General features: G+C 45.1%; 13 protein-coding genes. 5 read left to right on the plus strand and 8 right to left on the minus strand.

Features of this window, described 5'->3' with window-relative positions:
• The first annotated feature begins 852 nt into the window (after nucleotides 1–852).
• Both VY86_RS10460 and VY86_RS10465 read left to right on the plus strand, forming a co-directional pair.
• A complete protein-coding gene (locus VY86_RS10460) occupies nucleotides 853–1,170 on the plus strand; it encodes a type II toxin-antitoxin system RelE/ParE family toxin (RefSeq protein ID WP_021323323.1) in 318 nt (105 codons plus the stop codon).
• Nucleotides 1,163–1,450 carry a helix-turn-helix domain-containing protein gene (locus VY86_RS10465; RefSeq protein WP_021323324.1) on the plus strand — a complete coding sequence of 96 codons (288 nt, stop codon included), beginning with the start codon at nucleotides 1,163–1,165 and terminating at the stop codon, nucleotides 1,448–1,450. The genes VY86_RS10460 and VY86_RS10465 overlap by 8 nt, the downstream gene beginning before the upstream one ends.
• A gap of 108 nt (nucleotides 1,451–1,558) precedes the next feature.
• On the opposite strand, the gene VY86_RS10470 is transcribed toward VY86_RS10465, so the two are convergent.
• The 7 genes from VY86_RS10470 to VY86_RS10500 all read right to left on the minus strand — a co-directional run bounded on the left by VY86_RS10470 (nucleotide 1,559) and on the right by VY86_RS10500 (nucleotide 11,728).
• Nucleotides 1,559–2,101: a CDP-archaeol synthase gene (locus VY86_RS10470; RefSeq protein ID WP_046974893.1), complete on the minus strand. Its 543-nt coding sequence runs from the start codon at nucleotides 2,099–2,101 to the stop codon at nucleotides 1,559–1,561.
• Entirely contained in the window at nucleotides 2,091–2,714 is a 624-nt protein-coding gene (locus tag VY86_RS10475) for a CDP-alcohol phosphatidyltransferase family protein (RefSeq protein WP_046974894.1), read from the minus strand. Before VY86_RS10475 ends, VY86_RS10470 begins: the two co-directional genes overlap by 11 nt.
• Nucleotides 2,711–4,285: a fatty acid CoA ligase family protein gene (locus VY86_RS10480; RefSeq protein ID WP_046974895.1), complete on the minus strand. Its 1,575-nt coding sequence runs from the start codon at nucleotides 4,283–4,285 to the stop codon at nucleotides 2,711–2,713. The genes VY86_RS10475 and VY86_RS10480 overlap by 4 nt, the downstream gene beginning before the upstream one ends.
• On the minus strand, nucleotides 4,282–5,337 hold the full coding sequence (locus tag VY86_RS10485) for a hypothetical protein (RefSeq protein ID WP_046974896.1): 1,056 nt from the start codon (nucleotides 5,335–5,337) through the stop codon (nucleotides 4,282–4,284). Before VY86_RS10485 ends, VY86_RS10480 begins: the two co-directional genes overlap by 4 nt.
• The gene (locus VY86_RS10490) at nucleotides 5,330–8,074 is read right to left on the minus strand and encodes a phosphoenolpyruvate synthase (RefSeq protein ID WP_046974897.1); all 2,745 of its coding nucleotides are present in this window, start codon (nucleotides 8,072–8,074) and stop codon (nucleotides 5,330–5,332) included. Before VY86_RS10490 ends, VY86_RS10485 begins: the two co-directional genes overlap by 8 nt.
• Before the next feature lie 166 nt (nucleotides 8,075–8,240).
• On the minus strand, nucleotides 8,241–10,763 hold the full coding sequence (locus VY86_RS10495; RefSeq protein ID WP_052760812.1) for a phosphotransferase: 2,523 nt from the start codon (nucleotides 10,761–10,763) through the stop codon (nucleotides 8,241–8,243).
• A 20-nt stretch (nucleotides 10,764–10,783) separates the two neighbouring features.
• Complete coding sequence (locus tag VY86_RS10500) at nucleotides 10,784–11,728, minus strand: prenyltransferase (protein WP_046974898.1); 945 nt, start codon at nucleotides 11,726–11,728, stop codon at nucleotides 10,784–10,786.
• An 821-nt stretch (nucleotides 11,729–12,549) separates the two neighbouring features.
• Here VY86_RS10500 and VY86_RS10505 point away from each other — a divergent pair.
• Genes VY86_RS10505 through VY86_RS10515 form a run of 3 tightly spaced genes read left to right on the plus strand, consistent with a single transcriptional unit; the run spans nucleotide 12,550 to nucleotide 14,549 of the window.
• Nucleotides 12,550–13,719 (plus strand): RNA-guided endonuclease InsQ/TnpB family protein, encoded by a 1,170-nt coding sequence (locus VY86_RS10505; RefSeq protein ID WP_046974899.1) that lies wholly within the window; start codon nucleotides 12,550–12,552, stop codon nucleotides 13,717–13,719.
• A 3-nt stretch (nucleotides 13,720–13,722) separates the two neighbouring features.
• A complete protein-coding gene (gene ubiT / locus VY86_RS10510) occupies nucleotides 13,723–14,052 on the plus strand; it encodes a ubiquinone anaerobic biosynthesis accessory factor UbiT (protein WP_052760813.1) in 330 nt (109 codons plus the stop codon).
• Nucleotides 14,046–14,549, plus strand: coding sequence for a GNAT family N-acetyltransferase (locus tag VY86_RS10515; protein ID WP_046974900.1), 504 nt, complete (start codon nucleotides 14,046–14,048; stop codon nucleotides 14,547–14,549). Before ubiT ends, VY86_RS10515 begins: the two co-directional genes overlap by 7 nt.
• Here VY86_RS10515 and VY86_RS10520 read toward each other — a convergent pair.
• The gene (locus VY86_RS10520) at nucleotides 14,518–14,832 is read right to left on the minus strand and encodes a GIY-YIG nuclease family protein (RefSeq protein WP_046974901.1); all 315 of its coding nucleotides are present in this window, start codon (nucleotides 14,830–14,832) and stop codon (nucleotides 14,518–14,520) included. The two genes, VY86_RS10515 and VY86_RS10520, sit on opposite strands and share 32 nt — an antisense overlap.
• Nucleotides 14,833–14,968: the final 136 nt, after the last annotated feature.

The raw sequence follows: 14,968 nt of genomic DNA on the forward strand, positions 1-14,968 counted from the left end.
GATAGCCCAATGTCATAAGCTGGAATTAATAGTTAATGAATTGTTAAGAAGGTGAAAAATGTGACGTTATGTTGTTTTGGTCGGGGATTTGATGTCGTATGGAAGCAAGGTATTGTTAGGTCAGGATCTCACTTATTTTGTATGGTTAATTTGATTTTAAATAAACCATAAGGAGGCTTGGAAAACACTTTCTCTCTCGATTCGATGTTATTAATCACGAAGTATTGAAAGCACGATTAATCGCATTAAAAATTTTTTAAGTAAAAGATGTTACATGGTTGAAAAAGGTTTTCGAAAAGAGAGATAAATCGTTAAAGAAAGCCAGGAAGCCTTTTGATTAATCGGATTAATAAAGAGAAAAGGATAAAAACGGTTAACGATATTAAAAACGATTAAAGAAATAGGTTTTGATTTTAATATCATTGGTATATCTTTTACTCTCTCTGGTTTTAAACCTAAAAAATCAAATACAGGAAAAGGAAAAAACGTCAGTATCAGTTTAATGGAAATAGGAAAATTTAAATACGAGTCAGAAAATGGAAAAAACGATTGGATTTACAAAAAACGGCACGAAAAATATGAGTTGCTTACCATTAAATATCATCTGGTTCTTTTAAAATCATAACAGAATCAATGATAGCTTTGCGATGTGCCTGTAAGACCGCGGTCAACTTCACTGATATGAGGTACTATCCGTGATACATCAAAGTCATCACTAATAAAACGGATTGTTCTGGTACTTGTAGCTGATTCCTGTATGGAAAACCGAAATCTTTGCTCTATAAATTAATTTATCGTTTGCATAAATTTCACGTATAAGTTAATTTCAACCCAGTTGAAGGAGGTCGAAAGATGTTTGAACTTTTGTATCATCCGGAAGCTGCTGAGGAAGTAGAAGACTTACCGGGTGCGCTTCGGGGTAAGATGGCAAGATTACTGGACCAGTTAGAGCAACGTGGCAACGGGCTACGCTACCCGTTAACAAGACCCGTTCGGGATAGTTTATTTGAATTACGGGCTTCGGGTTCAGACATCGCGAGGACGCTATTTGTGTTCCAAAAGGGGAAGCGGATTTACATCTTACGATGCTTTGTGAAAAAAGGAGATAAAACTCCACCACCTGAAATAGAGTTAGCGCTGAAACGACTGGAGGATATGACACATGGCTAAAGTAACTCCTATCTCACATTCGGAAGTGAGAAAACGTCTTCTTAATACACCGGAAGCTCTGCAAGCCTATGCTGAGGCCACAGAAGAATATGAGTTGCTAGAACAGCTCACTGAATGGCGGGAAAAGGCAGGTCTAAAAAAAGTAGATGTGGCTAAACGGATGGGAATTAACCCGTCCGCAGTTACCCGGATTGAGAAGAATGTAACGAGAGCTAGCTGGCACACACTTAAACGTTATGCTGCTGCATGCGGAGTTGAATTATCTTTGACTACGAAATAATGTTGTAAAATGCGTGTCCTGTTGGTGATAACAGGCAGAGGCACACTTATCTGGTATGCCCTAAAATGGCTTCCAATTAAGGAAGCCATTTTTCTGCGGTATTCCCACCTAGAATCTCGTTTTTTTCAGCGAAAGTAAAAACAACATATTTTTAACGATAAAAGCGCTGATTAAAAACCAGAGGAAAATGAAAAACGCATCAATATAAGTAAGATTAAGGCAAATGAGATAGGCCATTGTAATACCAATAGCAGAATCGAGCTGATCGAATAAAATAAACAGCTGCTTATTTTGCTTCGGATGTTGTCCCGGTGGTGCGCCAAGTCTCCTTTTCAACCAGGAGTTTGGCAATTCGAAAAGAACGTAACCTAAACCCGCCAGGAACCCGGTAAATAAGCAGGATCCAATCGTCCGTGGAATAATGGTGTCCTGTGTTTCGGTACAGAGTATTAACCATAGCGGTGAAAATAGCGCGGTAATAATGGGTACAGCGATAAAACCACGCCAGGTCTTGTTGTAACCAAAATAGCGTTGGTGTACCGGGATAGCCCAGCAGGAAAAATAGTTTTTCGTAACAATCACCATGTGTAAACAACCACCAAGGATAACGGGGATAAGTAAAATCCCCGCGTGATAAAAACTATTGAACATAGAGACTCCAGAAATGAAGACCTGTAAATAAAACAAACCCTGCAAGTGTTGTACTGACGATAGTACTGAGATGTTTGAATTTATAAAATGGGCGATCCCATAACATAGCGATACTGAATGCAAGAAGCGCTAATGTCAGTAAAAGATGGGTCAGCCCCGGCGTTGCCACCAAACCTACCAAAGCGTAACCACTGACAATAAATAAGCTCCAGAATACGGGCATACCAAGATAGGAAAGCCGATCTTCATCCTGAATATTTCCGACTTCATTAAATACCGATAATCGCAGACAACCGCTGATTATCATTAAGATAATAAACAGCGAATACCAGGATTGATAACCGGAAAGGTATAGGATGATGGATGGTGAGATCAGGTAAATAAGTTGATCCATAAATCCATCAAGATAACGGCCAAAAGGGCGGACAATATTTAAGTTCCTGGCCAGAATACCATCGAGCGCGTCGCCAAGCATGGCAAGATACAAGAACGCAATGGCCAGATAATACCAATGCTGTAATGCGGCTGCTACGGAGAGCGCGCTAAATACCGCTCCGCCAATAGTGATATAGTCCGCTCTGTTTAGCTGGATGATGAAATGGTTACTGTTCATAATTTCTCCTTGTATGGAAAGGAGGATAATTGGCCTTTCCTGAGCATATTTATCAGTGCTATGCGGTTTATTTTGCTGTTATGGCGAATGTCGACGGGAATAGGATTGGCATAATAAATCCGGGTGACCAGAGTGAGATCCCGTTCGTCTAAAATGGCGGATAAACCTGTCGGCAGGGTGGTACTTTCCAATATCAGCGCGGCTCCACCCAAAGGATGCAACACGAATGCGCTCCGTGCGACGTTTGACAGTTCATTGATCCTTTTTTCCACCATATAGGGATGGATAATGCGCCCATCATCTAACTGCACTTTGTCTTTTACCCGTCCAAGCAACCAGAGCTGTCCTGTGGTATCCAGGCAGCCAACATCACCAGTACAGTGCCAGATCCCTCCCTGTTTACGCGGGAGTTTGTTTTCTTTCGTTGCTTGAGGATTATCAATATAGTCTTTGAGCACATGAGGCCCGGCAACCAGAATTTCACCGATATCACCGGTAGACAGTGGGGTAATTTGCTGGGGATCAGCGGTTATCTCTCTGATACATATTTCCGCTTGTGAGACGGGTTTCCCAACCAGATAACCATCATGTGTTGCCCAGTGATTTAATTGCGTTGTCATTTCGACCGTACTGATCGGTTCGACCTCGGTAGAGCCATAGACCACCAGACGCAGAGCATGTGGGAAGACTGCCTGGCAGTTTTCAAGCAGTTCCTTATTGGCAGGCGCGCCGCCCACGATGACAGTGCGCACATTAGGGAATGACAAGCTCTTGTTTCTGGCGTAATCAGTGACTTTGCTCATATAGGCGGGTGCACCGCTGAGGCAGGTGATGCCCTTATCTTGCAATTGCCCGACGATTTTTTGCGCATCAACCGTTGCAGGATGGGCAAAGTCAAAATCAGGCAGAATACTGCTGTTGCCGCAGCACAATGAATGCAGCACCATGACGGGGAAACTGTGCAGGTCGATCTCGCTCTTTTCCCCGGGAAAAGTCGCTTTTATGGCATAAAGTTGTGCTAACAGGCTGTCATGTGTACGGTTTGCACCTTTAGGCATACCGGTAGAACCCGAGGTAAAAGTAATTAATCCCGTCGTATCCGGTGGTAAGTCCCGGCAGATAAAGTTATTCATTGATGAATGTTGGCTGGGTGCTTTCAGTACTTTCATGCCCCAGATAGGCTGTTCGATGACAAAACGGCGCAGTCGCCACAGTTCGGGGATCAGAAACCAGAATTTTCCTAACGCAGGTTGGGTGATAACCGCCGATAATTTACTATGCCGTAGCGTCTCTCGGAGTTGTTTTCTGGAAAGTCCCCGCTCAAGCATAACCGGAACCAGCCCCAATCCCAGAATGGCGATAAGCAATGGGTAAAGTACTAAGCCTGGCTGAACGATCACTAACAAGCGATCGCCGGCCACGAACCCGGCTTGGGTTAACAGATGCTGGAAGTGGGATGCATGAGAAAAAAATTCCCGAAAACTTAAACCACTGCCGTGTGGTGCTTGCAGGGCTAAATGCTCAGGGTGTTTTTGGGCCGCATCGACAATTGACTGACAAATATTTGTCATGCGAGCCTCCTGTAATAAAGCGCATATTGGTGTCTGGTGGCAGCGGATGTATTGAAAAGCCGTTCTGCGGTCTTTAATGATTTATTATCTTCACGCATCAGGGCACCCCCCAGGTAGGGATGAATGCGGCTGGCACTTTGCTGATATGAGTGATATAGCGCGTGATATAGCCGACTTCCCCGGTATTGCGGCGCAACTGCTACGGTTTTCAACAAGCCTATAGCGGGCTGACCTTTTTGGCTCACGGATAAGCTAAGAATTAACCCGGCAATCTCACCACTGTCGGTTTTAGCCAGAAATGACGCAGGGTAGTGACAAAAAGGTTTAATAAACTCCTCACCGCAATACTGTTGAAATGTTGTCCATGACGGTGTGGTGTAAGCGAAATTCTCGCCGAAGACCGAATCGATAAAGGAATATAATCTAACCTGTTCCTGTATCCATAATTCCGGTGTTAGAGGCAGTAATGTCGCCTGAGCCTCAGGGAGCTTTTGCCCGCGCTGATAGTCCAGCCGAAAGTTGTTTGCTACTGCCTGAGTATCGTCGAATATTGAGGTGTAACGGTAACGAGTATCGAACCCTAATCCTTCTAATAATAGGGAGTAATAAGGCGGGTTGTAAGGTTCATGCTCAAAGGGGGGGACATCAAAATGATCAAGCCGGACGCGGTAATGCCCGAAGGTCGAAAAGTTAATCGGCCCGTAGAGATTGTGTGCGCCATTTTTCTTGGCCCATTGTTCCAGAGCGCCAAACAGCATGGTGTTGCTTGCCATATCATTATCGGTTTCCCAAAAACCGAAAAACGCGGCGGATTGACCATCAACGGCATGGGGCACTAAAAAACTGGCAAGACGGGTTTTCCCCGGAATACAGCCAATCCAGGCTTTGCTGTGATTAAACCAGGGATTTTCCAGACTGAACTGTTGTTGTACCTTCTCCCGGTCTTCGCCAGGCCAGAGCGGCCAGTCACGGTAGATTGTTGCCGGAAGATCGAGAAAACTTTCAGGCAGTGGGTTGGCCGGGGACCATTCGCCCATGAAGATGTCAGACATGTTCGCTCCTTGCAGGTAATTCTTCTGTAGTGGTGTCGTGCAAGCGGATAACACTCCCGGTTGCACCATCCATACGTACCCGATCGCCATCTTTTAAAATTTGGGTGATCGCTGGAATGCCGACAATGGCGGGGATCCCCAGTTCACGAGCGACAACGGCAGAATGCGAGAGGGTGGAACCGCGTTCGATCAATAACCCACCTGCGGTAGGGAATAGTGGCGCCCAACCGGGATCGGTACGGACGGTACAAAGGATTTGCCCTGCCAATGACATCTCATCCTGTGGGTTTTTAATTAAGCGGATAGTCGTTTCAACTACCCCAGGATAACAGCCTATACCCTGTAGCATCCCGCTATCGGTTGGCGTCTGTTGTTCCTGATAGGGATAGCTGTAATCTTGCTGTTGATACAGTGAGCCTCTGATGAAGAAGTGGTGAGCAGGCTCATCCTCTGTTTCGTAGCTGGCGTATTCTTGTTTGCGTATAGCGACTAAAGGCTTAAGCTGGGTTTGTACTGCTGTTCCTTCGTAACCGCTGTAGATTTCTTCTAATGTCAGATAGAAAATATCGCGGGGTTCTGCGAGGAGTCCTTCTAATGCATATGCCTGGCCGAGCTGTATGAAAATATCCCGGTATAGCCCAAACATACGGGTTCGGGTAAAGCGCATATTTTCCCGGTGGCGTATCGCCTGACGTAATTTACGCAGATTTCTTTTGAAGGCTTCCATACGCCTGGCACCAAGTTGCTCGCGTATTTGCTGAAATGCCGTGTTTTCAGCCTGAGTACGCAACTTTCTTTCCCGGCTGGACAGGGTTTCTGGCGTAAGGGTATCGATCGCAAGGTAGTTTTTTATTATCAGAAATAGAAAACTGGGATCTTGTTTTAGCGTAATGGTTTCCAGCTTGAGCTCACCCATAGTGCGATCGCCATATTTTTCAATATAATCAATGCACTGCTGGTGGAAAGACGCATCAAGTTTGCGTACCTGAGTTAACAGGGTACGTGCATCGCCGTGTGTCAGCAGGGTGCATAATTCTGAATTCTGGCGTGCGTACTGGCATATTTTCAACAACACTTTAGTCGGCTGGGTGCTTTCTATATCTTCATCGCCAGAGAGAAGATCGCCTAATAATGCGGACGAGTTTTCAATACCCGCAGCGGTCAGCCCCCGGTGTACCCGGCCATTGAACATCATCACGTAGAAGTCATTCAGGATAGGCGTTGTCCAGCGTTGTAGCAGATGTTCATCCAGATATTTTAATTTCTCGATCAGTTGGCTGCTGTTGCAGGTGTGCAATTCAGTTCGTCTTATGGCGGCAGCATGTTGTTTAAACTGTTCTAAGAAGAGTTCTACCCGCTGATCCATCGTTCTGAAAGCATATAGCAAGCGCAGGAGTGCCCACCCCATTTTGGGAAGTTTCTTTATTTTATCGCCCAGTGAAGGCGTTTTATCTTCAATAAAATCAACCGGGTCTTCCAGCCCCATCATTCTTTCCATATCTTTTTTATTGGTTTGGAAAGAGGGCAGTAATAATAGCCCTTTGTACCAATTGTTGATGTTGTAATAGATTCTGCCTTTAATTAAACCGAGCATGTTTTCCAACATGGAACGATGCTGATTAACTTGTTTATCCGAACAACCTAAGGCACGTATTGTCTGTTCATAAACGGTGGCATAACCTGCGCGGGCAAAAGAGAAAGTCAGCGGCGTTGTTATTCCACAATAAGATTCCTGAATATTGGAATTATCGAAAATAATATGGCGTTCGCTTTTATCATCCTGACGGGGCAACCGGGTAATTGGCCGGGTCTGTAGAATAAAGATTTGGTGGTTTTGAATTGTCCATTCAATATCTTGTGGACATCCCCGTGCCGCGGCGATTTTTTTGCCAATATCCCGTAATGCATAGATCTCGCTATCGGGTAAAGTCGGTTCCCACTGTTTTTCTTCCTCGACGGGCATCGTTACCGTACCGCCGCCGCGGGTGGTATCGAAAACACTGGTTGTCCCTTTTTGCGTAATATGGCGTTCGATTTCAGGTGTGGTGAGATGAACGGAAAATTCATCGGTATCACATTCGCCGGAAACCACACCTTCTCCTGTGCCCCAGGCGGATGAGATGAGGCAATGTTGTCTGCTGCCGGTCACTGGATGAGCAGTAAACATGACGCCAGAAACCTCACCGGCAACCATGTTCTGAATGATGACAGCGCTACGGATATTGCCCATCGGCAGCTGTTTGTGTAAACGATATTGTAACGCGCGGGTATTAAAGGCTGAGGCCATCACGGCGCGTAAGCTGTGGGCAAGGGCGGATTTGCCACGTTGAAACAGATAGCTGTCCATCTGTCCTGCGAAGGAGGCGTTGGCTGCATCTTCACCAATAGCTGATGAGCGAACAGCAAAAAACGCATCCGGGTAATTCTCTGACAAGAGAGATAATTCTTCTTCTAACTCAGCAGGCAACGGAATCGATTGTAGCCATTGGCGCAGAGGGGCGGCGATAGCGTCGAGTTTTTCCTGGCTAATATCATGTGGCACGGCGGCTAATTGTTCCACAATGTTAATCGCAAACGTATCGTTGATTAATAAATTGTTCAGCACCTCGCTGCTGATGACCCAATAATCAGGTACAGGGAAACCGTTTTGCGTAAGCCATAATAAATTAGCCGCTTTACCGCCTAAGGAATGTTCTGCTAATTCAATAGCGCTATCTTGAGTATAGAGATATTTCATGTTGTTCCACCAATGCAGCAATAGTACACCTTGCCTACATCATGGCCCTATCTGCGCGTAATAATATTGGCGTAGGTCAATCAATAAGACTCGAATGTATTACAAACTATTGCTGCACCCTTTATTTTAGAGGAAGAGTCAGTTAAATAATTTATTTGAGTTACTATTAGTTCCGCGTTAATGAAATAAGCCAGCGGATAGTTTTCATTGTGCGTTCCATAAATGGATAGCCAACGACATTATGCGCCATCATATAAAGCGGTATTCTTCTCATCCATAAATCACGTAATGCGAGCTCATAGCCACGTTGCCAACTGATTGGATCGAGAGAAATTCCCGATTTTTGTTCAAGTTCGACCCGGTGCAGTTCAATATAATAGGCCACACTGTCCGCATCGCTATGCTGGTCTAAACTAAAGGCCAGTAATTCAGCAAGGTCGCGCTGTGGCAGATGCAAAGTAGACAATTCCCAATCCCAGGCGCATAAACGCAATCCTTCTTCCTGTTGCCGGAAGGCAATATTCCGTGGGTTGAAATCACCGTGGATCAACGTCCTGGGCATTTGTTCGATTTCTTGCCACCAAGTGGCGGCGTTATCTACCCAGTGCTGAAAGTCTTGTTGTTCTTCGGCGGTGAACAACTCAGGGAATGCCTGGTGAATAAAATTGCCTAGTTTTTGCCACAGGGGCTTCATTTGTGAAACTGTATCGGCGTCAGGAATTTGCAGTTGTGGGAATTTCCACATAAGCTCTCCTTCCCGCCCTAACCAGATGGAGTGAATATCGGCTACCCCTCTGATGGCGGTTTCAAGATGGTGCTGTTTCCACGGTGTTTCCAGGTTAATATTGTTCATTAGCACCATATCCTGGAGTAATTCTTCAATCAGGGCATAAGTTCCGGTTGACTCATTTTCAATCACACCATAGATAACGGGGATATAGCGCATCAACTGTGGATTTTGCTGATTCATAATAGCCAGCTCACGGCTATGACTTTGGTGAAATTCAAGCTGGTGGGCAAAATCCTGGAAAACAGCAAATAATTCAGGGGAACAGTGCTTGGCAATATCCAGGACCATTTTAACGATCTCACTCCCCAAAGGTTTCAGTTTCAGCATCACTGGCAGAGTACGTTGTGCGGATGTCGTCATCGCAAAGGGAAATAAACCAATTAAACGTTCCGCATAATTCGAACTCAGATGTGTCAGCAGGCTGTGCTCATCATTGCCAGAAAATTCAGGTTTGATCGTGGTCAGGTGAGTTCCCTGTAACACAGGATTAAAGTTTGCTTGCTGGAAAAATGATAGATCAAGCTCCTGTAGGGTGCGCGGAATAATACCGCTAGTGTGCGGTGGGCGGTTGCGGCCAAGTCTTTCATGTGATTGAGCAAACTCATCCGCCGCAATCGCTGACAGTGTTGAAATATCAAGAGCCAGGCAATAACTGGCGATGATTTCAGCCAGGCGGGCAGTGCCGTTTTCATCGGTGCAGCCCAGCATGTTCAGACATTCACGTTGGTGTGGTAAATAGGTTCCGCCACCGACTGTTCCTACGATTAGCGAGGGCAGTGTGACACTGCAATAGACTCGGTTATCGGCAGTTAATGTCATGTGTAAATGTGCGACTGATGATTCATGCACACAGGCGATGTCTTGACCGAGCGCGGTAAACATACCGGCGATAACATTTGCTGCATTAATATTTACGCCGACCATCCCTGAGGCGATAGCCCCCTCGCAGATATGATGATAAGCCGTGACAAGTTGTTGCGGAGTGACTCTCAGGATTTGCTGGCAGGATTCAGCACTAAGATAAACCTCGGCGACGACACGTGTCCCACGTCCTTCAATAAACGTTTTATAAGAGACTTTTTTATCGCCGGAAGTATTACCATCTATCATAAAGTGGCGCAGTGGTATAAACGCCATCTTGGCGAGTTGTTGTTGGATCCATTGGCATGCATACCAGGTGCAGACGGTAGTCATATTTTGGCCTGCTGCTGCTGCTGTATTGTAGATGAACTGCAAATGGACGCTGCGCCCAATGATTTGCGGTTTTATTTCCTGTAATCGTGCATGTTTGGAGTGGAGGCCAATTTCATGTCGTATTTCGCTGAGATGCTCGTTAATCCAATCACTGAACATGACGCTGTGTGCTACGCTATGAAATTCAAAACGGGGGGCTCGTATCATGCGTTGGCCGAGCACACGGGTAGTAGTGCCGCCTGATTGCATAATGGCGAAGGAGCCACGGGATATCGATGCAATTAAAGCACCTTCTGTGGTGGCGAGTGGTGCATAATATACCCCTTGAGCGTATTGTCCCTTTACCAAGAGAGGGCCAGCGATCCCCACAGGGATTTCTATTGAACCAATAAATCCCTCAATGGTTTTTGTTAGTTTCGTCGCATCCAGATGGGTAGCGGCTACGTGTTCCAGTGGATGCCCAGTATGTTTTGCCAGATAATCCAGGCGCTTTTGCCGGGCTTCCTCGGTATATGTATAGAGGTGGCGGCGGGGCAATAATTCTGCTTGGGTTGCTTCTGTGCGGACGGCAGATGCTTCTTGGTGTTTAATGCTGAATATGTCACGTGATAATTCGAGAATAGAATCTCGCGCACAGTTTTTTATGTGAGCAGTGGTATTATCTGAGACATCAAATACGCATGATTGGATTTCTTTTTGCAACATAACTCTATTTCCTTTAATACCTAAGCAAACCCAAGCTTTATTAAGATGCTGGCAGTGCAAACTGAGTAACCCAGTACCATAAATATTCCCACTACAGCCTCATCGCGTTTGCGATTCTGGATAGTGGGGCGATGAAGGAATTTGCCTAATTGCCATAGACATAATGCATAACAAACGACCAAGATAATTAACGCCCATAACGCTATACCATCAGTGGTGATATTGATTAGCCAAATCTGTAACGCCAACATTACGGTGAGTAATGATGCGATAATAGCGACGGCTATTTTTCTGCCGAAAATAGATGAATAAGTCGGTATTTCCAGACGCTCTTCATCCGGACCTTTACATTTGCGTGTAATTTCGAAACTGAATCCAGAGAAAAAGCACAATCCCATTAAAACCCATATTGGGAAAGTGAGTGCGACGTTAGGGCTGGCAATATTGCCCAACCACCAGATAATGAGTGGCATTACCAGCATATGGGAAATGGCGTACCAAGTGAGGTGTTGGTTTAACCATTCACTGATAAAGAACTCTTTCCCCATAAGGCAAGTCCAGATAAAGACTAATAGCCAGGCAAAAGTGACCGAGCCAACGCCTCGATCTAAAAATAGGCTTCCACCCAATTGCAATGCGATACAGCAGATACCGAGTACCCGTAGATTTTTCAGCGTAATAATACCGCGCTGTAAGATCCGCTGTGGGTGGTGTTCACAATCCAGTTGATAATCCTTATGCTCATCGAATATCCGTAATAGTAAAAAATAGGAGAAGGCCATCAGGCAACCGAGCAGGATTTCCCATGACAAAACAGGCTTTTCCCCTATTGAATAAAAAGCTACGGAATAGCTGATGATATAAAAAATAAAGAAAAGCGGTGCATTTTGTAGCGGGAAACGCTCATCCATCCATAGCTTTATCCTCTTACCAATGAATTTTGAATAGATCTCTTGGCCTTCCATACGTCATTCCTATTTATTGTATAAAGATTAAACTAATATACGTTTGTAACAATCCAATCCAAGGATAATAAATCCAAAAGTAAATCTTAATAAAGTCTATACGTGCTTTTTAGCCGGTAGTCGTAAGAAATACGTGTCGACCAGCGCCATACGTTAAGCCAAAAATTTGCAATCCGCTATAATCAGGATGTGTAAATTTAAATATCAGTATGCAACTTATGTTTACATTTTCTTTCATAACTGTATGTTTGTCTGATGTTTTTGATTGAAAGGTAATGGGCCTTGATGTCATGTGTCGGTCCGATATAAATGACATCCACCCCGTTATCTACAGCAACTATGCTCCACATAAATAAGCTTTTTGTGGGGCAAGTCTGTTCTATATGAAATACTGGAATAAAGTAATAATAATTAACAATTGTAATTAACTTAATAGTGAGATGTTTTGATTTAGAGCAGTTTATAGGCGGATATTACCTCAATAGTTGAAAGGTACAATTTACAACTGGTTCTGTATTGGATTCTTGATGTAGGATCGGCGAAATACCGATATATTCTGGTTGAATAGCTATGCTACTTTATCAAGTAAGGAGTTTGAGCTGTGTTAGGAAAAATCCGCGATCTTAATTTGCGCTGGTTTACTACTGTCCGTGATAATCATTTAGCAAAAACCGCCGTAAACCCTTGCCCAGTGCGGGCGGGGATATAAGGCGAAAAGCCCAAAGGGCTTTAAGGCGGGCTACTGCGACGTATCCTGACTGAATTGATATCTGCCGGTAAAACAGGCTAAAATGAATGCACTTTATCAATGAGTGTTGAATATGTTAAGAGCGACCAAAGTCCGCCTCTACCCCACACCCGAACAGGCCGAGTATCTTAACGGCCAGTTCGGTGCGGTCCGTTTTGCGTACAACAAGGCGCTGTACATCAAAAAGCATACTTACAAACGTCACGGCGTAAGTTTAAATCCGCGCAAAGACCTCAAACCGTTACTGGCAGTCGCGAAGAAATCCCGCAAGTATGCCTGGCTCAAGACATATGACGCCATCGCGTTACAGCAGGCGGTGATCAATCTGCATACCGCATTTGATAATTTCTTCAATCCGAAGTTGCGCGCCCAATTTCCCACGTTCAAACGCAAACAGGGCAAGCAATCGAGCTATCACTGTGTTGGGGTGAAAGTGCTGGAGGGTGCGGTGAAGCTCCCGAAATTGTCACCGATAAAAGCGCGCATACACCGAGAAATTGAAGGGGAAGTGAAGAGCATTACGCTGTCCCGAACCGCCACGGGAAAGTATTTCGCCGCTATCCTGTGTGACGATGGAAAAGATGCGCGGGAAAAGCCGGGCGTTATCACCCGCGTGACCGGTTGCGATATGGGTTTGTCCCACTATCTTATTGAGTCGAACGGGGAGAAGGTCAATAACCCGCGTCACCTTATCAATGCCACCCGTAACCTGCGTCGAAAGCAGAAATCGCTGTCCCGCAAACAAAAGGGCAGTGCTAACCGCGGCAAGGCCCGATTACGTCTGGCGGCAGTCCATGAGCGGGTAGCCAATGCCCGCACCGATTTTCAACACAAACTCTCTCGGACAATGGTTGACGAAAACCAAGCGCTCATTGTTGAGACACTAAAATCGGCCAACATGATGAAGAATCACCGCATTGCCCGCGCTATCGGGGATGCGGGCTGGCATGGTTTCATCAAGAAACTGGAATACAAAGCCGCAGCAGCGGGCGTCCATCTGGTCAAACTGGATCAGTGGTTCGCCAGTTCGAAAACCTGTCATTGTTGCGGTTACAAAATGCCGGAAATGCCGCTGCATAAGCGGATCTGGCAATGCCCTTTCTGCCGAGTCAAACATGATCGCGATATCAATGCGGCGCTCAACATCCAGCGCAAGGGCATAACAGCATTACAGGCGGCGGGACTCGTCGTTTCTGCCCACGGAGGCCAGTGTAAATCCGTCATAAAGACGGTTGCGGCCTGAGAAGTGGGAAGCCTCGCCGTTTTTTACGGTGGGGAGCAGTCACTTGTCAGCCAGCATAAGCATAAGCAGAAAGAGGTAAATTTCATCGGCGAAACCAGTGATCTGATTCTAATAGCTACTTGTAAAGAAGAGCTGGATATTTTGTTTTTCCAGTGTCGTTGTCGTTTGTGTATCGTAGGGGATACAGAATCAGGGTTATATGTTAGAAATTGGGTAAATGCGATGGCGTTGAAGTTTATGTCTGCTGTTATTCGTACCGGTTTATTGCGGTTGGTTGAGTTTATTAAAGTCAGTTTACCGGAGGGCGCAGAACATGCGCGATTATCATGTTGATCAGGGTAGAAATTCCAGTAGATGCAGCGGGAATAGATCAGTTGCTGCGGGAATCTTTTGATACCGCGGCAGAAGCGGAATTGGTACAGCAATTACGAGAAGATGGATTACTCACGTTGGGTATGGTTGCTACGGATGAAGAAGGTCAGGTCATTGGTTACGTGGCATTCAGTCCGGTAGATATTAATGGAGAGGATCGCCAATGGGTTGGTTTAGCGCCGTTAGCGGTTGCTGAAGAATATCGTCGGCAGGGGATTGGTGAAAAACTCGTTTATGAAGGTCTGGATAGCCTAAATGAATTTGGTTACGGCGTAGTCGTTGTTTTAGGTGATCCGCACTATTATCGCCGGTTTGGTTTTACGCTTGCCAGTGAGCACCAGTTACATTGTAAGTGGCCAACGTGTGAACCCTATTTTCAGGTATATGAATTAGCTGACAGTTCCTTGGCTGATTATACTGGGCTGGTTACTTATTCTCCTCATTTTGACTGTTTCTGATTGATGTCAAATATTTTGCTATACAGGTGGGCTGGCAAATAACCAGCCTCTCTTTTTGTTGTTTACTTAATTGCTTTACCTGATATTCCAATCGTGAGGCACTGGCTCTGTCTCCGGCATAACTGTTGAAAACCAGTTGTAATGGCCCTTTCCCTCTCAGTGCTTTTGCTCCTTTACCTTTTACATGTTGTGCAAAACGGCGGTTGATGTCTGTCGTTATCCCTGTGTACAGCATTCCCGTTTTTGTTTTCAGCAAGTAAAGAACCCATTGATTTTTAGCCATATAATTTTTTCTTAATTTTTTATTTTTGTATTTTACTAAGACGTTTTTTCTATATTATTTTTCCGAATAACTTAGTTAAGTCATTATAATATAACAGTTTTATTAAAATTTGTTACATATCAAATTCCTATATATT

Source organism: Photorhabdus thracensis (genome assembly GCF_001010285.1).
GTDB lineage: Bacteria > Pseudomonadota > Gammaproteobacteria > Enterobacterales > Enterobacteriaceae > Photorhabdus > Photorhabdus temperata.

What these genes read in the sequence shown, in the direction of transcription:
- VY86_RS10485 (WP_046974896.1), bottom strand. Translation starts at nt 5,337, where the DNA reads ATGTCTGACATCTTCATGGGCGAATGGTCCCCGGCCAACCCACTGCCT.
- VY86_RS10475 (WP_046974894.1), bottom strand. Translation starts at nt 2,714, where the DNA reads ATGAACAGTAACCATTTCATCATCCAGCTAAACAGAGCGGACTATATC.
- VY86_RS10480 (WP_046974895.1), bottom strand. Translation starts at nt 4,285, where the DNA reads ATGACAAATATTTGTCAGTCAATTGTCGATGCGGCCCAAAAACACCCT.
- VY86_RS10505 (WP_046974899.1), top strand. Translation starts at nt 12,550, where the DNA reads ATGTTAAGAGCGACCAAAGTCCGCCTCTACCCCACACCCGAACAGGCC.
- VY86_RS10495 (WP_052760812.1), bottom strand. Translation starts at nt 10,763, where the DNA reads ATGTTGCAAAAAGAAATCCAATCATGCGTATTTGATGTCTCAGATAAT.
- VY86_RS10470 (WP_046974893.1), bottom strand. Translation starts at nt 2,101, where the DNA reads ATGTTCAATAGTTTTTATCACGCGGGGATTTTACTTATCCCCGTTATC.
- VY86_RS10515 (WP_046974900.1), top strand. Translation starts at nt 14,046, where the DNA reads ATGTTGATCAGGGTAGAAATTCCAGTAGATGCAGCGGGAATAGATCAG.
- VY86_RS10500 (WP_046974898.1), bottom strand. Translation starts at nt 11,728, where the DNA reads ATGGAAGGCCAAGAGATCTATTCAAAATTCATTGGTAAGAGGATAAAG.
- VY86_RS10460 (WP_021323323.1), top strand. Translation starts at nt 853, where the DNA reads ATGTTTGAACTTTTGTATCATCCGGAAGCTGCTGAGGAAGTAGAAGAC.
- VY86_RS10465 (WP_021323324.1), top strand. Translation starts at nt 1,163, where the DNA reads ATGGCTAAAGTAACTCCTATCTCACATTCGGAAGTGAGAAAACGTCTT.
- VY86_RS10490 (WP_046974897.1), bottom strand. Translation starts at nt 8,074, where the DNA reads ATGAAATATCTCTATACTCAAGATAGCGCTATTGAATTAGCAGAACAT.
- VY86_RS10520 (WP_046974901.1), bottom strand. Translation starts at nt 14,832, where the DNA reads ATGGCTAAAAATCAATGGGTTCTTTACTTGCTGAAAACAAAAACGGGA.